The organism is Rhodoferax potami, assembly GCF_032193805.1.
In the GTDB taxonomy this organism is placed as follows: Bacteria; Pseudomonadota; Gammaproteobacteria; order Burkholderiales; family Burkholderiaceae_C; genus Allorhodoferax; species Allorhodoferax potami_A.
In genome coordinates this window covers 1,131,923-1,149,749 of sequence record NZ_JAVBIK010000001.1, presented here as the reverse complement: position 1 = coordinate 1,149,749, position 17,827 = coordinate 1,131,923, and the positions used below count along the sequence as shown (strand labels likewise).

Genomic DNA, 17,827 nt, shown 5'->3' with positions numbered 1-17,827 from the left:
CAATGGCGCTGTTGCCAAAAGGTTGCGAAACAGCGGATGCTCGTAAAAGGCTGCACATCGTCTAACCCGGCCATACGCCACCCACTGAAAGCCCTCTACTTGGTACCCATCCACTGACCACGTTGACCTGATCGTCGTCTTTCGTCGGGCCGAGGCGGACGCCGCCCACAAGACGGGGCTGATAAGAGCGCTAGGCTTACCACTCAATTTAGAGTGAAAAGTACCTCTAGCCCAGATAAATAAGCCGCGAGTAGCTATTAAAAATATAGCAAATTCGCACTGAGGTGGCTGTGCCTCAATACGGGTGAACCGCACCCGCCCACGCCAGCCCGGCGGCTACGCCACCAAAGCGGTTGCCTTCCACCAGCGTTGCTTCGGGCATGGCAGCGCGAAGCGCTGCGATCAGGGTGCGCAGTGCGGAAGAACCACCGGTCAGGTACACCGCGTCCACGGCCTGCAGGCCGGCAGCGGCCACGCAGTCCTGGGCGCACTGCACCACTTGCGCCAGCGAGGCGTGCAGGGCGGATTCCATGTTCGCCGCGTCCACCGTGGGGGCCAGGCTGCGGTCCAGAAAGTCGAGGTTGACCACCGCGCCATCACCGCTGATGGAGCAGGCAATCTTGGCGGCTTCCACGCTAGCCAGCATGCGGTGGCCGTGCTGCTCTTCCAGCGCATCCATCAGGCGGCGGTGCAGGGCCTGGTCGGTGTAGTCGGTCCACAGCTCCTTCGCAAAGTGCATGGACTTGCGGGTGTAGGCCTGGTGAATCAGGTGCCAAGTGCTCAGGTCAAAAAATACGCTGCTGGGCACAATGCGCCCGCCGGTGCCTACGTGCTTGTAGCCCAAGTGGGGCATGACGGTGGTCAGGTCCAGCAAGCGGTCAAAGTCGGTGCCGCCGATGTGCACGCCTGTGGTGGCCAAAATGTCTGCGGTGCGGTCGCCCTGCGCGCTGCGCTCGGGGTTGAGGCGGATCACCGTGAAGTCGGAGGTGCCGCCGCCAATGTCCACTACCAGTGCCGTAGTCTCTTTGGCTACGCGCTGCTCGTAGTCCAGCGCGGCGGCAATGGGTTCGAGCTGGTAGGCAATGTGGGTGAAGCCGGCCTCTGTCGCGGCGCGGCCCAGCGTCTCTTGTGCCAACTGGTCGCGCTCGGCATCGTCGTCTACAAAGTGCACCGGGCGGCCCAGCATGGCGTGGGTCAGGGGCTGGCCCACATGGGCTTCGCACCGGCGCTTGAGCTCTTTGAAGAACAGCACCACGATGTCAAAGAAGCGGATGCTCTTATCGCCCACGGCGGTGTACTCGTCCATCAGGCGGCTGCCCATCAGGCTTTTGAGCGAGCGCAGCAAGCGACCCTCAGTGCCATTCAGGTAGGCCTGCATGGCCTCGGCTCCAAAGAGCACGCTGTGGGTTTCGCTGGCAAAAAACAGGGCGGTGGGCATTTCAGCCTTAGCGCCGTCCAGCGGGATGACCTGCAAGGCGCCTTGCGCGTCGATCAGTGCACAGGCGGAATTCGAGGTGCCGAAGTCAATGCCCAGCACCAGGGGGCGAACAGTCTCCATCACGCGGGCAGCACCTGCTTCAAAAAGGCGGCAATGTCAGCAATCTCACGCGGGTGCACGCTGTGCGGCATGGGGTAGGTGTGCCACTGCACCTTGTGGCCGAGGGCGGCCAGTGCATCGCGCGAGTCTTCGCCGCGCTTCAAGATCACCACCGGGTCTTGGGTGCCGTGGGCCATGAAGATGGGGGTAGATGCGTTGGCGGCGTTGCGCTCGGTGGCAAAGCGGTCTGCCAGCGGCAGGTAGCCGGACAGGGCCATGACGCCCGCAATTTTGTGTGGCAGGCGCAAGGCGGTGTGCAGTGCCATGGCGCAGCCTTGGCTAAAACCCGCCAACACGATGTGATCGGCCGCGATGCCACGGGCCACTTCGCGATCCACCAGGGCCGCAATCGCCGCCTCAGAGCGCTGGATGCCCGCCGCATCCTGCTTGCTCACCAGGTCCATGCCATACAGGTCGTACCAGCCGGGCATCACATAGCCACCGTTGATGGTGATCGGGATGCTGGGCGCCTGCGGAAACACAAAGCGGATAGGCTGGCAGCCTTCCAAGTCCAGCTCGGGCACCAGGCCTGCAAAGTCATCGCTGGTAGCGCCCAGCCCGTGCATCCAGATGACGGCGGCCGTGGGGTTGGGGGCGGATTCGAGTTCGATGCAGTCGAGCAGGGCAGTCATGGCGCGGGCCTTGGTATTGAATTTGGGAGACGGGTTTATACCCGAGTTGCAGCGGTTATCGTCAAGGCATGTCTTCACACCGCTTTCATCATGTGCTGCCTTTGTTGGCGGTTTTGGGTTCTGTCACCGCCTTGGGGCTGGGCACGTCGATCGCCAAACAGCTCTTTCCCGTGGTCGGGTCCCTGGGCACCACCGCCTTGCGCGTGGGGTTTTCGGCCCTGTTGCTCTTGCTGATCTGGCGGCCCTGGCGCTGGGCACTGGCGCCGGCCGACCGCATGTCACTGCTGCGTTACGGCGTGGCGCTGGGGCTGATGAACTTGCTGTTTTACATGTCGCTGCGCACCATTCCATTCGGCATTGCGGTGGCGATTGAGTTTTCGGGGCCTTTGGCGGTGGCCCTCTATTCGTCGCGCAAGCCGGTGGACTTTGTGTGGCTGGCGCTGGCGATTGCGGGTCTGGGCCTATTGCTGCCGTTCGGCGGCAACGTGCAGTCGCTGGATGTGACCGGCGTGCTCTATGCCTTGGCGGCCGCCGCGTTTTGGGGCGCTTACATCGTGTTCGGCAAGCGGGTGGGCCATTTGCACGCAGGCCACTCGGTGGCACTGGGGCTCACGGTGGCCGCCATTACCGTAGTGCCCTTTGGCATCTGGCACGCGGGTGCGGCTCTGCTGGATCCACACGTTTTATGGATCGGGCTGGTGGTGGCCGCGATCTCAAGCGCCCTACCTATCTCGCTGGAGATGGTGGCCCTCAAGCGCCTGCCGCAAGAGGCCTTCGGCATCATGACCAGCATGGAGCCGGCGGTGGCGGCCTTGTTAGGCCTGATGTTGCTCCATGAGCAACTCAGCGCCCAGCAGTGGTGGGCGATTGTGTTCATCATGGGTGCTGCAGCCGGCAGCGCGGTCACTGCCAAGCGCGAGCCGCCAGCGGTGGCGGCCGGGCTGGTGCAGTAAGCGCTTTACTTGGGCAGCCAGCCCAGCCCGTGGGCGTGCAGGCTCTGCACATACAGGCGGTCTTTGGTTTCGGTAATCGCCGTGGTTTCGGGGTAACTGCCGCTCGGGTCTTGCAGGTCGGCCACTACTTTGCCGTCTTCGGTGAAGGCGATCACATGGCCGTAGGCCTTGGGGATGGGCCACAGCACGCGCGGCAAGCGCAGAGTGAGGCTGCGCAGCCATGGCATGGCCGACAAGTTGTCGATGGTGGCGTTGCGGGGCTTGGCAAAGCCCAGCCAGATCTTTCCGTCTAGGCCGCGCATCAGGTTGTCAGGGTAGCCGGGCAGGTTGTCCAGCAGCACCCGGGCTTGTGTGGTGCCTTGGGTGTGGGTGTCAAGTGTGCGCACGTCGAGCTGGTGGGCGCTGACCGCAATCTTCCAGACCCGGTATTTGCCGGTTTCGTTCACAAACAGTGACTGCTCGTCCTGGCTCAGTGCCACGCCGTTGGCAAAGCTCAAGCCGGTCGCGACCAGGCGGGTGGCTTTGGTGGCAGGGTCGTATTCCAGAATGCGACCGGTGCTGGACTGCTCCACGATGTCGAGCAGGCTTGCCTCGAAGGTGCCGCCCCAATCTTTGGGTGCAAAGCGGGTGGATGCATCGCTGAAATACATCTTGCCGTTTTGAGCGACTACCACCGCATCTGCATAGCGGATCGGGTCGCCGTTCACCGTGTCGGTGAGCACGGTCACTTTGGCGTCCGGCGCGATGGACAGCAGCCCTTTGAACGCATCCGCCGCAATCAGGTTGCCCTCTGCATCAAAGTCAAAACCGAGCACCCGACCACCGGTGTTGGCAAACACCTGCTGCGCGCTGCCGTCGGCCTCCATGCGCAAGATGTTGCCGCTAGCCACCGTCGTGTAGAGCTTGCTGTCGCGGCCGAACTGGATGTGTTCCGGCCCCACTTCGCCGTGCAGGTTGATCATTTTTAAACCGCTCAGCCGGTCGTTGACGGCGTGGGGGCCTTGATAGCCGGGTGCGGTGGGCGCATCCCACGCCACGGGGCTCACCGGGACTGGCCACAAGAGCAGATACAGCGTGGCGCAGCCCACGACCCCCAAAACGAGGTTCAAAAGTTTCTTCAAAGCGTGTTTCCCTGAGAGCCCGAATACTCGGGCGAATGCATTTAGATTTTGCTGTGGTTGTCGTGAGCGCTGTCGCTGGTGCGGGCCTGAGCCTCGACCTGTGCGACGCGTTTTTCCAGCTGGCTGCTGCGCTGGTGGTGGTGCATCAGCTGGTCTCGCCGGTCGATGGCGGCGCGTCCTGCCCGCACAAACCAGGGCTTCCACAGGGCCGGTACCTTGGGTGGGCGCTTGATGTTGGGCCCCTCGGCGTTCTGGACATAGTCGGCCAACTGCAAGGCCGGCTGCGTAAAGCGCCGGCTCAGCCACAGCGCAGTGCCTGCAGTGGCCAGCAGCCCGAGGAGGCCGGTCAACAACATGGGCCAGGTTTTACTGAGTGCTTGCGATGCCATGGCCTCTGCCGGCTGGTAAATCACCAGGCTGAAGGGCGAGCCCCGCAAGGCGAACCGGAGCCAGCCGGCTTCGGTGGTGTAGGGGCCCGCAGGCAGCGCCGCTTTGCTGTCGCTGGCGGCCAAGGTGCGGCCTTCGGTGTCGATCACCCAGGCTTGGCCCAGCGTCAGCGGGTGTTGTTGCATGACGGCGTTGAGCGCGTCGACTGCCAAGTCGGTTCCCATGACGCCTACATAGGCGTTGCCGGCGTACACCGGCGCCAACACGGAAACCACTGGAATGCCCTTGAGCGTGTCTGTATGTGGCAGGGTCCAGACCGGTTCCTTTTGCGGGTTGCGGGTAGGGCCCGCTGCCTCCACGGGGCGGGCGCCTTGTGCCTCCCAGAACACGGCGAGCGCGGTGCCCATGTCGGATTTGCCGGTGGCGGCAAACACCTCATCGCGCGATTGCGCGGGGTACACCCAGCGCCAGCGCTGCGGCGCGTCGTAAAAATAGCTCCACACCAAGCGGGATTGGGTGTTGTGGGCGGCAACAACCTGTCCGAGCGCCCCCAAAGGGGCATTGAGCTCGCGCCGGTAATCTCCGCCTGCGCTGGGGTTCACATGGATGGAACCCATGTCTTTGACCAGGTCTTGCGGCATCCGGTCCCAAGGCGCATCCCGCAGGGGCGCGAGGTTGCGGCGCTCCAGGCGCTCGGCCAGGCTGGCATCCACAAAACCGGCTTGACGCAGGTTGCGCTCGGCGCTCTGGCGCATGCCGGCCACATGCTGGCGTGCGGCATCCAGCGGCCCGTTGAGGGCGGTTTGTAGCTGCTCCCCTTGGGCACTGAGTGCCCAGCTGAGGGCCCTTTTCTGGCGGTTGTATTCCGCCCAACTCCCGAGTAACAAGGCCAGGGTCACGCCCCCTATCACCAGCGCAAGACTGATGTGGTGTGTGCGGAGCATGTGCGATGCGCTGACGACCGGCGCAGAGGAAGGTGGGGCAGTAGGCGGCATAGCGCTATTGTGGCCCCGTGGCCAGGGCCGGGTGCCACCGCCGTGCTAAGCGGCCACGGTGGCACGCCAGCCGGTTCAGTTGCCCCGGGCGTTGGGGGGAATCTTGCTTTTCATCTCTGCCACGGCTGCTCGCCCGGCCACATAGCCTGCCTGGATCAGGTCTTTGCGTGCACCGAAGTCGGTGCTGCTGAAGCGGGCGGTGTCTGGCCGGATCAATACGTCGGCTTCTTTGGCCTCCAGATTGGTCAGTGCGCGGCCCATGATTTCAAACGACTGCAAGATCACTTCGTAGAGGCCATGGCCCACGTTGTTCTGGGGTTTGGTGCCCACGTCCACTGCAATGACTTGGCTGGCGCCCAAAGTGCGCGCAAATCGCACCGGCAGGGGGCTCACCAAGCCGCCATCGACCAGCTCCACACCGCCCACAACGGCCGGCACAAAAACGCCCGGAATCGCGCTCGACGCCCGCACCGCCTGGCCGGTATCGCCGGAGCGCAAGAGCACCGCGTCACCGTTGTTCAAGTTGGTGGCCACAGCGCCGAACGTGAGCTTGAGCTTTTCAATTGGTTGGTTGCGCACGTATTCGTTGATCAGCTTTTGCAGCGCCTCGCCTGCGAACATGCCGCGTTTGTTGGCCGAGTTGAAGTCGGCCACATCGATATCACGCACCTTGAGGGCGACTTCTTCCATTTGCCAGGGGCTGAAGCCCGCCGCATAGAAAGCGCCCACCAGAGAGCCGGCGCTGGTGCCAACCACCACATCGGGCTTGTAGCCGCTTTCTTCCAGCGCCTTGAGCACACCGATGTGCGCAAACCCGCGCGCGGACCCGCCACCCAGCACAAGCCCGAGCTTGCCGGTGCGCCGGGGTGTGGCCTGCGCGGCGGCGGGGCCTGAGAGGGCGAGGGCGGAGGCTGCCGCCACACCGGTGGCCAGTTGACGGGCGAAAGTGCGACGCAGCATGCCGGGCGCTCCCATCACTTGCCCATCACGGGTTGAATCAAGCCCTTGTCCATCATGGCTTTGAGGCGGTCCCAGGCGTTCTCGAAGGCGTTGGGCGCTTCTCCACGGGTGATGTTTTCCACTTTTTCTTCCAGAATCACCACCTCGACACGGCGGTTGAGTTTGCGGCCTTCGTCGTTGGCGTTGGAGGCCACAGGGCGGTTGAACGAGTAGCCTGCGGTGCTCAGGCGCTTGGCATCAATGCCTTGGGCGATCAAGGCTTGGCGCACGCTACGGGCACGGGCTTCCGAGAGTTCTTGGTTCAGGGCTTCGTTGCCAAGGTTGTCGGTGTGGCCTTCGAGGATCACATTTTTGTCGGTCTTGGTGTTGATCAACACCGCAACACGCTGCAAATAGGCGGAGGACTCTGTGACGTTCAGGCTGGACTTGCCCGACTCAAACAAGGCCGAGCTCGGCAGAAAAATCTGAACACCACGCTCCGACTGGGCAATCGGCAAGGTCGGCCCGGTGTAGACCGGGGTGGCTGGCACCACTGGCGCCTGCTGGCAAGCGCTCAGCAATGCGCCGGTGAAGGCGAGGGCGGCAACTGTGGTGCACAGACGCGCGGCGTGGGTAGAACGGGAGAGGTAAGACATACAGACAGATCCAAATAAAAGGCCGCCAACTGGCCCAGACGCATTGAAACGCCTAAGCCGTGGGTCTGTCTAGCAATTGCTTACAAACATTGGAAATAGTTCGCCGATCTGCGAACTATTTCTCATGCCCCGTAGCGCTTGGTCCATTCCTTTTCCAGCGCATCGACCCAGCTGCCGTGGGGCTCTGGAATAGCAGGTGCCGGCTTTTCTACTTGGCCGGGCAAAGGCTTAGCCGCGAATGCAGCGCGCTCGCTGGCGCTGAGCTTGTCGAGCGCGAGCACCGTCGGGTCGCCCCAGACAGCGATATCAGCCTTGCGGGCTTGCGCCTCTGCGCTGAGCAAGAAGTTGGCGAATACCTGCGCGCCTTCTTTGGCAGTCGCGTTGACCGGAATCGCAACGAAGTGCGTATTGCCGATCGTGCCGCTACTGAATTGATAGCTGGTGATGCTCGCAGGAAGGCGCTTGGCCGCGATTTCATTTGCAGCGTCGTTGGGGTTGAAGGTGAGTGCAATTGCTACTTCGCCATCGGCCAGCATCTGGCGGATCGCCTCAGCGTTGTTGGGGAACTGCTTGCCGCTGCGCCACAGGTGCGGGTGCATCTGGTCCAGCGCTGCCCACAGGGGAGCGGTGGCTTTGGTAAACGCGTCGGTGGTGACTGGTTTGTAGAGTGTGTCGCGATTGGTGTTCACGTCCATCAGCACTTGCTTCAAGAAGGTGGTGCCGTGGAAGTTGGGCGGGCGCGGGTAGGTTACGCGGCCGGGGTTGGCTTTGGCAAAAGCTTGCAGCTCGGCCAGGTTTTGTGGCGGCTTGGGGGTGCGCTTGCTGTCGACCATGAAGGTCAGCTGAGCCATGCCCCAGGGGGCTTCCAGGCCATCGGTGGGCTCGGCAAAGTCGAGGCGGGTGGTGGGTTTGCCTTGCACGTCCACTTTGGCATACGAGGGCAAGCTCTCAGCAAAAGGCCCGAAGAGCAGGCCCTCGCGCTTCATGGTCAAAAAGTTTTCACCGTTGATCCACACCATGTCCACGCTGCCGTTGGTTTTGCCAGCGGCTTTTTCGTTGCGCACCCGCTTGATCATGTCCGGCGCGTCGGCAATTTTGACGTGCTGCACCGTCACACCAAAGCGCTTTTGCGCCTCGCCCGCGGCCCACTGGATATAGGCGTTGATGGTCTCCGACCCGCCCCAGGCATTGAAGTACACCGTTTGCCCTTTGGCTTTGGCCTCAATGGCAGACCAGGCGGCGGTGGATTGGGCGAATGCGGGAGCCGCGAGTGCGGCAGCAGTGCCGGCGATCAGTTGGCGACGTGCGATGCGAAGAGTCATGGTGCGAAGCGTCCTTAAAAAAACATGAGTCGAAAAATAACCCCGTTTTCTTACACTGCAGGTATCAGGGGTTAAGCCAGCAAGGCCTGCGCGAATTCCCGGGCGTTGAAAGTTTCCAGTTCATCAAGCTTCTCGCCCACCCCGATGAAGTACACCGGAATCGGCCGCTCGCGGGCGATGGCCGCCAGCACGCCGCCCTTGGCGGTGCCGTCTAGCTTGGTAACGATCAGGCCGGTGAGGCCGAGCGCGTCGTCGAACGCTTTGACCTGCTGCACCGCGTTCTGGCCGGTGTTGCCATCGATCACCAGCAGCACTTCGTGCGGGGCAGTGCCGTCGGCTTTGGCGATCACGCGTTTGATCTTCTTCAGCTCTTCCATCAGGTGCAGCTGGGTGGGCAATCGGCCCGCGGTGTCGACCAGCACCACGTCTTTGCCGCGCGCTTTGCCGGCGGTGACCGCGTCGTAGCTCACGGCAGCGGGGTCGCCACCTTCTTGGCTGACGATTTCGACCGTATTGCGGTCAGCCCAGACGGTGAGCTGTTCTCGCGCTGCTGCGCGGAAGGTGTCTGCAGCTGCCAGCAAAACGCTGGCGTTGCTGTCGGCCAAATGCTTGGTCAGCTTGCCGATGCTGGTGGTTTTGCCCGCACCGTTGACGCCTGCCACCATCACCACGGTGGGCGTGTGCTCGCCGATTACCAGGGACTTTTGCAGTGGTTGCAGTAGCTCGGTGAGCTCGGCGATCAAAATATTTTTCAGCGCCGTCGGGTGGGTCACGCCGGTCGCTTTGACTTTGCGGCGCAGGGCCGCCGTCAGGTGCTCGGTGGCGGAGACGCCCGCATCGGCCATCAGCAGGGCGCCTTCGAGGTCTTCGTACAGCGCCTCGTCAATCTGGGTCCCGACGAAAACACCGGAGATGCTGCTCGCGGTTTTGCCCAGACCGGCTTTGAGCTTGTCGAGCCACTTCTGGCGCTCAGGCGGTGTAGCCGGTGGCTCGGGAATCTCAATCGGCGCCACCAAGGCGCTGCCAATCAGCGAGCCAGTGCCCCAGGAAGGCGGCGGCGAAGCAGGCGCTGTTTGCACAGCCTGCGCGGGCACTGCAACAACAACGGCGGGCGCCGCGGGGCTGGCTGCTGCAGTGGTTACCGCAGCGGGTACAGGCGCTGCCGGGGCTGCGTCAGGCAGCGCGGCGGGCGATGCAGCTGGCGTGGCCGGGGCAGAGGCCGTGGGCAGTGCCGGGGCGGCGGGCGATGGGGATTCGGCGGGCAGAGGCGCGTCGGGCGCTACCGCTTCAGGGGCCGGAGTCGTCGAGGAAAAGAATTTCTTTTTGAAAAAACTGAACATGAGTGCGTTTCTAGAATCACAGCATTCTATGAAACACCCATTTCACCTGACGGGCGCTCTGCGGCGCGCCTGCATTTCGTGGTCTGCAGGGGCATGTGCGCTGGCGCTGATCAGTGCGAGCCCTCTGGCATTGGGCCAAGCGAAACCCCCGGTTTCTGTGACCGCACCGCTGGCGCAGCAGTTCACCTTGAAAAACGGCATGACCCTGATCGTCAAGCCCGACCGGCGGGCGCCCACTGCGGTCCACATGCTGTGGGTGCGGGTGGGTTCGATGGACGAGGTCGATGGCAGCAGTGGGGTGGCCCATGTCTTGGAGCACATGATGTTCAAAGGCACACCTACGGTCAAAGCCGGCGATTTTTCCCGCCAGGTAGCGGCATTGGGCGGGCGTGAAAACGCGTTTACCAGCAAAGACTACACCGGATACTTCCAGCAGATCCCCTCTCAGCGGCTGGAGGATGTGATGCGCCTCGAGGCCGACCGCTTTGCCAACAGCACCTGGACCGATGAAGACTTCCGCAAGGAGCTGGAGGTGGTCAAAGAAGAGCGCCGCCTGCGCACCGAAGACAAACCCCATGCGCGCCTGCACGAGGCGATGGACGGTGTGACCTACCAGGCAGACCCCTATCGCCGCCCGATTGTGGGCTGGATGAGCGATCTGGAGAGCCTGCAACCGGAGGACGCGCGCGACTTTTACCGCCGCTGGTACACCCCCACCAACGCCGCCGTGGTGGTGGCCGGGGATGTGGAGGTGAATGCCGTGCGGGCCTTGGCCGAAAAGTACTACGGCAGCCTGCCTGCGCGTGCGGTGCCCCTGCGCAAGCCCCGCACCGAGCCGGAGCAGGCCGGCTTGCGGCGCTTGGCTCTCAAGGCCCCGGCAGAGCAGGCTTATGTGGCGCTGTCCTTCAAGGTGCCGGGTCTGCGGCCCGAGGGGCTCCCTGCCCAAGCGACCGTGCCCATGGATGCGCCCAGCGAAGACGCTTTGGCCTTGACAGTGCTTTCTGCCGTGTTGTCGGGCTACGACGGTGCGCGGCTCCCGCGTGCCTTGACATTGACCGAGCCTTCGGTGGCCGACAGCGCCGGCGCCTATTACGGGTTGACCGCCCGGGGGCCACAGCTCTTCACGCTCTACGGGGTGCCTGCGGCGGGCAAGACCGCGGCAGAGGTGGAGGCCGCCTTGCGCGCCCAGATCGCCCTGGTGGCCAAGGAGGGGGTGACCGAGGCCGAGCTGTTGCGGGTGAAAAACCGTTGGGTGGCCGGTGAGGTCTACAAGCAAGACAGTGTGTTTAACCAGGCCCGCTTGTTGGGGGTGAGTTGGATCAACGGATTTGCCTTGGGCAGCGACACGGTGCTGCTGGAGCGGCTTCGCGGGGTGAGTGCGGTGCAGGTGCAATCCGCTGCTGCACGTTACTTCGGGGACGATGCGCTGACGGTTGCCACCCTGATTCCCCAGCCTTTGGAGATGGCGCGCAAGCCCCGATCGCCGGCGGCTGGCATGCGGCACTGAGCACTACACGACACCATGAACACTCCTAAATTGATAGCTGCTCGCGCAATGATTGCGGGCGCTATAGGCCTTTTTTATATAAACTTTGCTTGGGCGGGCATTCCCATTCAGCACTGGACGCAGCCCCAAGGCGCCCGGGTGTATCTGGTCGAGAGCCCGGCCATCCCGATGGTGGATGTGCAAATTGATCTGGATGCCGGCAGCCGGCGCGACCCGGCCGACCAGCCTGGTCTGGCGAATCTGATGGCCACCAGCACCTCCAACGGTGTGCGCGCCAGCCATGCCGGCCCGGCGCTGGATGAAAACCAACTCAGCGAGGCGTGGGCGGATTTGGGAGCTTCTTTCGGTGGCAGCGCGAGCGCCGACCGCATGAGCTTCGCGCTGCGGTCCTTGACCTATCCCGATATCCTGGACCAAGCGGTTGCGCTGGCTGCGCGTCAGATTGGCGAGCCGGCGTTTCCGGAGGCGCCGTGGTTGCGCGACCGACCCAAGCTGATCGCCAGCCTCAAGGAGGCCAACACCCGGCCCGCCACACTGGCAGCCCGCGCTTTGAACCGCGCGGTGTATGGCAACCACCCCTATGGTTATGAACCGACCGAGGCGAGCTTGCTCCGCACCCACGTGCAGCACATGCGCGACTTGCATGCCCGTGTTCTGCGGGCGTGTGCGGTCCAGGTCAGCATCGTGGGTGCACTCAACCGGACACAGGCCGACGCACTGGTGACCAAGTTGCTGGCCCGCTTGCCCCAAGCCGGCTGTGTGAAACCACCACCGGTGCCAGAGGTGCAGCCCTTGGCGGCCGCCAGTGACCAGCGGATTGCGTTTGCCTCTGCCCAGGCCCATGTGCTGGTGGGGCAACCAGGCTTCAAGCGCAACGATCCTGATTTCTTTGCGCTGACGGTGGGCAACCACATTCTGGGGGGCGGCGGATTCACCGCACGCTTGACCGAAGAGGTGCGCGAAAAAAGAGGCCTGACCTACAGCGTGTACAGCTTCTTTGCGCCGGGTCTGCACGCTGGTGCCTTTACCGTCGGCCTTCAGACGCGGCCCGACCAAGCAGAGCAGGCGCTGGCCTTGGTGCGGGAAGTGCTGAGCCGGTTTGTTGCGCAGGGCCCGTCTGACAAGGAGCTGCAAGCCGCCAAAGACAATTTGATGGGCGGCTTTGCGCTGCGGATCGACAGCAACAAGAAGTTGCTGGACAACGTGGCCAACATCGCCTGGAACCGCCTGCCGCTCGATTACCTCGACACCTGGACCCAGCAGATCGACAAGCTCACAGCAGCAGATGTGCGCGCAGCCATGGCCCGTGTGCTGCAGCCCGACCGGATGTCCACCGTGGTGCTGGGTGCGCCGGATCCGGTGCGGTAAGCTCACTCCATGAACGCCAAAGCTTCCTCTAAAACCACATCTCCCCGCGGTGCTGCAGGCGCCGCCAAGCGCCCCCCACGCCCCCGGGCGGCTCAGAGCCACGAAATCCGCATCATTGGCGGACTCTGGAAGCGCACCAAACTCAAGGTCGCAGACAAGCCGGGCCTGCGCCCCACGCCCGACCGGGTCCGTGAAACCGTGTTCAATTGGCTGGGCCAGGACATGACCGGCTTGCGCTGTCTGGATGCCTTTGCCGGTACCGGCGCCCTGGGTTTTGAAGCCGCTTCGCGCGGCGCCAAGCAAGTGACATTGATCGAGCAGGACACCGCCCTGATCGACCAGCTCAAAAAGACCCAATCCCAGCTTAACGCCGGCATGGTGCTGGTGCAACGCGGTGACGGCATTGCGGCGATCCGGCAGGCGGCACCCGCAAGTCTGGATGTGATTTTTATCGATCCGCCGTTTGATGCACCCTTGTTTGAGCCCGCGCTGGGTGCCTGTGCCCATGCATTGGCCACCGGTGGCTGGGTGTATCTGGAGTCCCCTGCCGCCTACACCGATGAGGCCTTGAGCGCGTATGGACTGCGGGTCTACCGGCATCTGAAGGCGGGCGCGGTCCATGCCCACCTGTTGCAAGCGCTGGTTGCGCCCTAAGCCCCTTTGAGAAGGCCCTGCCATGCCCCAAGCCACAATTGCTGTTTTCCCCGGAACCTTTGACCCTATTACTTTGGGCCACCAGGACCTGATCCGTCGTTCGTCGCGTCTCTTCGGGACGGTCATCGTGGCAGTGGCGGTTGCCCACCACAAGAAGACGCTTTTCAGTCTCGACGAGCGTTTGGAGATGGCGCGCGAAGTCTTCCAGCCGCTCGACAACGTGCAGGTAGAGAGCTTCAGTGGGCTGGTGCGCGACTTCGCAGTCGCCCATGGTGCCCGCGCCATGGTGCGTGGCGTGCGTTCGGTGACCGACTTTGATTACGAGGCGCAACTCGCCGGCATGAACAAGTCTTTAGCCCCTGATGTAGAAACGGTTTTCCTCACGCCGGACTCGCGTTTTCAATTCATCTCGAGTACGCTGGTCCGGGAGATTGCCACGCTCAAGGGCGACGTTGCCGCCTTCGTGGCCCCGGTGGTTCATGCCCGTTTGATGGACCGCCTGACACCCTGACCCTTCAAGGAGCCTGCCATGAAAGTCCTGTTGACGGTTCGGAGTTGTCGATGGAGGCCGTTCACTGGGTGCTAGCCGCCCGGGACCAAGGCCTGCCGGTCGAGGTGGTGTTGGTCAATGTCCAGGAGCCTGCCAATCTTTATGAGTTGGTGGTGGCACACGACGCCGATGTGTTGAGCCAGGTCAGCACTGATGCCGGCATGCATTGCCTGGAGCTGGCGCGCGCTCTACTGAGCGCTGCCGGGGTGGAGTGTGTTTCCGAAGTCGCGATCGGCGACCCGGCGCACATGGCTATTGAGGTCGGTGAGCGGCACGGCGTAGATCTGGTGGTGATGGGGGCTGAGAGTGCCGGGGCACTCGGGTCCGGTTTGGTCGGATCAGTCGCCAACGAAGTGCTGCGGACCAGCACCGTGGCGGTGGTGATCGTCAAACTCCCCGCTGACGACGAGGGCTTGAGCCCCTGAGGCGATAATCCTGCCATGGAGCGCGAACTGCTGTGGCACTGTTAATTACCGACGAATGCATCAACTGCGATGTATGCGAGCCCGAATGCCCGAATGAGGCCATCTACTTGGGTGAGCAGATTTACGAAATCGATCCGCATAAATGCACCGAGTGCGTTGGGCATTTCGACGAGCCCCAGTGCGTACAGGTGTGCCCCGTGTCTTGCATTCCGGTGAACCCCGATTTCACCGAAAGCAAAGAAACTTTGATGCAAAAGTACCTGCGCTTGCAGGATGCGGCGATCAAGCCTGCCTGAGGGCTAGCAGGCTAGCGGTCACCCCGGCTGTTAAGGCTTTGCAGGTGGGACCTGCTTGGCGGTGAAGAACTGCGGTCCCTCTTTCTTCTTTGCGCTGTCTTTGCCTGAGCCTTTTGCGGTACGGGCTTTCTCTCGCTCCAAGGCTTTGGCCTCCAGAGCGTGGCGCTTTCTAACCTCGGCTTCGGTGGCGAGGCGCTCTTTTTCCAGCGCTTTGGCTGCCGCCAATTGGCGCTTGTTTTCTTTGTCTACCGTTTGTTTGCGTGCAATGTCTGTGCTCGCATCCGGCGCCGTTGTGTCCAGCGTTTTGCCATCACCACAGGGAGTCTGACTGTAGGTGTTGCCACACTTGTAGACTTTTTGGGCTTGAGCCGCTGTCCCTGTTGCGATTAATGCTGCAAAAACAATAGCAAAGGTTATGGCGTGGCGCATACAGGTCTCCGGTGGGGCAGGGGCTCAGGGGGTGCTTTGTACCGTGGATGTGTTTGGTACTGCGGATAGTGAGCCCGCCGCATCTGCAGCCGGTACCGGTGGGGTAGCGGGGCGTGGCGGCTTAGGGCGCGGGGGCTTGCTGGTGTGGATAAGCATCGTGGCCTTGTCCATGTCTCCGGCCAACAAGTGCGGCAGTGCTTTGAGCGAACGGTCAATGCTCTGGTCGATGGCAATACGATGGTCGAGCGAAGGCTTCTTGAGGACCCAGTGCACGACTTCTGACTTCACGCCGGGATGTCCCACGCCCAAGCGCAAGCGCCAGTAATCACCGGTGCCTAGCTGGGCATGGATGTCTCGCAAACCGTTGTGTCCGGCGTGGCTACCACCGAACTTGAGCTTGGCCTCTCCCGGCACCACGTCCAGCTCGTCGTGAACCACCAGAATTTCTTGGGGCGCTATTTTGAAAAAGCGGGCCAGCGCGCCCACCGATTTGCCGGAGAGGTTCATGAACGTTTGCGGCTCTAGCAACCAGACCGTCTTGCCTTGCAGGGTAGTGCGGGCCACCAGACCGTGGTAGCCCTTGTCCATCGAGAGATTCAGCTTGAGTTCACGCGCGAGGGCATCAACCCACCAGAAGCCGGCGTTATGGCGAGTGCCTTCGTACTCCGGGCCTGGGTTGCCCAGTCCGACAAATAGTTTGATCATGCTAAAAATTATGGCCCACAACCGGGGCTGTAGAGCACGCCCCAATGCAAACGGCCCACCGAGGTGGGCCGTTCTTAAGTCCTCAACGCAAAGCGTTAATTACTTCTTGCCTTTTTTACCCTTGGCGTCAGCAGCGGGAGCTGCAACGGGTGCAATCACTTCTTCCACAGGTGCGACCACGGACACGACCACGGGGTTTGGCTTGCCGTGAGTCACAGCAACAGTTCCCTTGGGCATAGCCAGATCGTTCACGTGCAGGGACTTGCCCTTCACCAGACCGCTCAGGTCCACAGCGATGAACTCAGGCAGGTCAGCAGGCAAGCAAGCCACTTCCAGCTCGGTGATCACGTGGTTGATCAGGCAAGAGTCAGTCTTCACTGCGGGCGAGTTTTCCTGGCCGCTGAAGTGCAAAGGAACGCGCATGCTCAGCTTGGTGTTGGCTTCCACGCGTTGGAAATCGATGTGCAGAACCAATTGCTTGTAGGGGTGCATTTGCACGTCACGCAGCAGGACCTTGCTTTCCTTGCCGTTGAACTCCATGTCCAGGATGGTGGAGTGGAAAGCTTCTTTCTTGATGGCGTGCCACAAAGCGTTGTGGTCCAGCTCGATCAAGAGGGGTTCGCCGGTGCCACCGTAAACGATGCCAGGTGTACGACCGGTAACGCGGAGACGGCGGCTCGCACCCGTGCCCTGCTTAGCGCGCTCAAAAGCGACAAATTTCATAATCAACTCCTAAAAGAGTCCACCGCGACCAGTGTGACTCCGACTTTAAAAAGACATCGCCGGCACATCGCCGGCAATATCTGCTTTTTGCACCGGGTAGTGTTACTCGGTGAACAAACTCATGACCGAATCTCCCTTGGCGATACGCTGGATCGTGTCGGCGATCAGCGGAGCCACGGAGAGTTGGCGAATTTTGGTGCACTGCGCGGCGGCAGCGCTCAAAGGAATGGTGTTGGTCACCACGACTTCATCCAGGGCGTCGCCACCAGCGATACGCTCAATGGCTGGGCCGGAAAAGATGGGGTGTGTGCAATAGGCATACACCTTCTTCGCGCCGCGGGCTTTCAATACTTCAGCGGCTTTGACCAAAGTGCCTGCGGTGTCGATCATGTCGTCCATGATCACGCAGTTGCGGCCTTCGATCTCGCCGATCACGTGCATCACTTCAGACACGTTTGCCTTGGGGCGACGCTTGTCGATGATGGCCATGTCGCAGTTCAACTGCTTGGCCAGCGCACGGGCACGCACCACGCCACCCACGTCAGGTGACACCACGATCAGATCGCTGTAGTTTTTCTGGCGCAAATCGCCCAGCAGCACGGGGGACGCATAAATGTTGTCCACCGGAATATCAAAGAATCCCTGGATTTGGTCAGCGTGCAAATCCATGGTCAGCACGCGGTCTACGCCCACAGCCTGCAGCATGTTGGCGACCACTTTGGCAGTGATAGGCACACGGGCAGAGCGGGGGCGACGGTCTTGACGTGCATAACCGAAGTAGGGAATCACGGCACTGATGCGCTCAGCAGACGCACGCTTGAGTGCATCGACCATGATCAGCAGTTCCATCAGATTTTCGTTGGTAGGAGCGCAAGTGCTCTGAACCACAAACACGTCGCGGGCGCGAACGTTTTGGTTGATCTCTACCGTGACCTCGCCATCCGAGAAGCGACCGACGGTGGCTGCACCGAGGGAAATGCCGAGGTGCTTGGAAATGTCTTCCGCCATGCCAGGATTGGCATTGCCAGTGAAAACCATGAAATCAGGGGGTGTGAATGCCTGCATGTGGGGAGGTCCAGCGAAGAGAGTGGGTTTATTTTTTCACAGATCGCATGCTGCATCGGGACCGGCCCGAACAGCAATTTGGCAGGGGAAGAAGGATTCGAACCTTCGCATGCTGGAATCAAAATCCAGTGCCTTAACCAACTTGGCGACTCCCCTACACGGG

At 62.1% G+C, this 17,827-nt stretch carries 19 protein-coding genes and 1 tRNA gene; 7 read left to right on the top strand and 13 right to left on the bottom strand.

Annotated elements, in window-relative coordinates:
• Positions 1-295: 295 nt before the first annotated feature.
• Together RAE19_RS05520 and RAE19_RS05515 are read right to left on the bottom strand one after the other, a co-directional pair.
• Positions 296-1,558 carry an Hsp70 family protein gene (locus tag RAE19_RS05520; RefSeq protein ID WP_313873971.1) on the bottom strand — a complete coding sequence of 421 codons (1,263 nt, stop codon included), beginning with the start codon at positions 1,556-1,558 and terminating at the stop codon, positions 296-298.
• The gene (locus RAE19_RS05515; protein WP_313873970.1) at positions 1,558-2,229 is read right to left on the bottom strand and encodes an alpha/beta hydrolase; all 672 of its coding nucleotides are present in this window, start codon (positions 2,227-2,229) and stop codon (positions 1,558-1,560) included. Before RAE19_RS05515 ends, RAE19_RS05520 begins: the two co-directional genes overlap by 1 nt.
• A gap of 68 nt (positions 2,230-2,297) precedes the next feature.
• Between RAE19_RS05515 and RAE19_RS05510 the strand changes: the two genes are divergently transcribed.
• Positions 2,298-3,182 carry a DMT family transporter gene (locus tag RAE19_RS05510; RefSeq protein WP_313873969.1) on the top strand — a complete coding sequence of 295 codons (885 nt, stop codon included), beginning with the start codon at positions 2,298-2,300 and terminating at the stop codon, positions 3,180-3,182.
• Positions 3,183-3,187: 5 nt separating this feature from the next.
• Here the strand turns inward: RAE19_RS05510 and RAE19_RS05505 are convergent, their stop codons facing one another.
• The 6 genes from RAE19_RS05505 to ftsY form a co-directional block, all read right to left on the bottom strand.
• Positions 3,188-4,303: an SMP-30/gluconolactonase/LRE family protein gene (locus tag RAE19_RS05505; RefSeq protein ID WP_313873968.1), complete on the bottom strand. Its 1,116-nt coding sequence runs from the start codon at positions 4,301-4,303 to the stop codon at positions 3,188-3,190.
• 41 nt (positions 4,304-4,344) lie between these two features.
• Positions 4,345-5,634, bottom strand: coding sequence for a cache domain-containing protein (locus RAE19_RS05500; RefSeq protein ID WP_313873967.1), 1,290 nt, complete (start codon positions 5,632-5,634; stop codon positions 4,345-4,347).
• A gap of 126 nt (positions 5,635-5,760) precedes the next feature.
• The gene (locus RAE19_RS05495) at positions 5,761-6,645 is read right to left on the bottom strand and encodes a patatin-like phospholipase family protein (protein ID WP_313873966.1); all 885 of its coding nucleotides are present in this window, start codon (positions 6,643-6,645) and stop codon (positions 5,761-5,763) included.
• Positions 6,646-6,659: 14 nt separating this feature from the next.
• Entirely contained in the window at positions 6,660-7,280 is a 621-nt protein-coding gene (locus tag RAE19_RS05490; protein WP_313873965.1) for an OmpA family protein, read from the bottom strand.
• A gap of 122 nt (positions 7,281-7,402) precedes the next feature.
• Positions 7,403-8,602 carry an ABC transporter substrate-binding protein gene (locus RAE19_RS05485; protein WP_313873964.1) on the bottom strand — a complete coding sequence of 400 codons (1,200 nt, stop codon included), beginning with the start codon at positions 8,600-8,602 and terminating at the stop codon, positions 7,403-7,405.
• Positions 8,603-8,673: 71 nt separating this feature from the next.
• Positions 8,674-9,942, bottom strand: coding sequence for a signal recognition particle-docking protein FtsY (ftsY, locus tag RAE19_RS05480; RefSeq protein ID WP_313873963.1), 1,269 nt, complete (start codon positions 9,940-9,942; stop codon positions 8,674-8,676).
• Between the two features lie 28 nt (positions 9,943-9,970).
• Between ftsY and RAE19_RS05475 the strand changes: the two genes are divergently transcribed.
• Genes RAE19_RS05475 through RAE19_RS05450 form a run of 6 tightly spaced genes read left to right on the top strand, consistent with a single transcriptional unit; the run spans position 9,971 to position 14,742 of the window.
• Positions 9,971-11,449 carry a M16 family metallopeptidase gene (locus tag RAE19_RS05475; RefSeq protein WP_313873962.1) on the top strand — a complete coding sequence of 493 codons (1,479 nt, stop codon included), beginning with the start codon at positions 9,971-9,973 and terminating at the stop codon, positions 11,447-11,449.
• A gap of 15 nt (positions 11,450-11,464) precedes the next feature.
• Positions 11,465-12,817, top strand: a complete 1,353-nt coding sequence (locus RAE19_RS05470; RefSeq protein WP_430962516.1) for a M16 family metallopeptidase — start codon at positions 11,465-11,467, stop codon at positions 12,815-12,817.
• Positions 12,818-12,826: 9 nt separating this feature from the next.
• Positions 12,827-13,471 carry a 16S rRNA (guanine(966)-N(2))-methyltransferase RsmD gene (gene rsmD / locus RAE19_RS05465; protein WP_313873961.1) on the top strand — a complete coding sequence of 215 codons (645 nt, stop codon included), beginning with the start codon at positions 12,827-12,829 and terminating at the stop codon, positions 13,469-13,471.
• Between the two features lie 22 nt (positions 13,472-13,493).
• Positions 13,494-13,982 (top strand): pantetheine-phosphate adenylyltransferase, encoded by a 489-nt coding sequence (coaD, locus tag RAE19_RS05460; RefSeq protein ID WP_313873960.1) that lies wholly within the window; start codon positions 13,494-13,496, stop codon positions 13,980-13,982.
• A complete protein-coding gene (locus tag RAE19_RS05455) occupies positions 13,979-14,446 on the top strand; it encodes a universal stress protein (protein WP_313876183.1) in 468 nt (155 codons plus the stop codon). The genes coaD and RAE19_RS05455 overlap by 4 nt, the downstream gene beginning before the upstream one ends.
• A gap of 32 nt (positions 14,447-14,478) precedes the next feature.
• Positions 14,479-14,742, top strand: a complete 264-nt coding sequence (locus tag RAE19_RS05450) for a YfhL family 4Fe-4S dicluster ferredoxin (RefSeq protein WP_313873959.1) — start codon at positions 14,479-14,481, stop codon at positions 14,740-14,742.
• 30 nt (positions 14,743-14,772) lie between these two features.
• Here RAE19_RS05450 and RAE19_RS05445 read toward each other — a convergent pair whose 3' ends face one another.
• The 5 genes from RAE19_RS05445 to RAE19_RS05425 all read right to left on the bottom strand — a co-directional run bounded on the left by RAE19_RS05445 (position 14,773) and on the right by RAE19_RS05425 (position 17,820).
• On the bottom strand, positions 14,773-15,171 hold the full coding sequence (locus RAE19_RS05445) for a hypothetical protein (protein ID WP_313873958.1): 399 nt from the start codon (positions 15,169-15,171) through the stop codon (positions 14,773-14,775).
• Positions 15,172-15,195: 24 nt separating this feature from the next.
• A complete protein-coding gene (gene pth / locus RAE19_RS05440; RefSeq protein WP_313873957.1) occupies positions 15,196-15,876 on the bottom strand; it encodes an aminoacyl-tRNA hydrolase in 681 nt (226 codons plus the stop codon).
• A 99-nt stretch (positions 15,877-15,975) separates the two neighbouring features.
• Positions 15,976-16,599: a 50S ribosomal protein L25/general stress protein Ctc gene (locus tag RAE19_RS05435; RefSeq protein ID WP_313873956.1), complete on the bottom strand. Its 624-nt coding sequence runs from the start codon at positions 16,597-16,599 to the stop codon at positions 15,976-15,978.
• A 102-nt stretch (positions 16,600-16,701) separates the two neighbouring features.
• Entirely contained in the window at positions 16,702-17,664 is a 963-nt protein-coding gene (locus tag RAE19_RS05430; protein ID WP_313873955.1) for a ribose-phosphate pyrophosphokinase, read from the bottom strand.
• A 79-nt stretch (positions 17,665-17,743) separates the two neighbouring features.
• Positions 17,744-17,820: transfer RNA gene (locus RAE19_RS05425), tRNA-Gln, on the bottom strand.
• Positions 17,821-17,827: the final 7 nt, after the last annotated feature.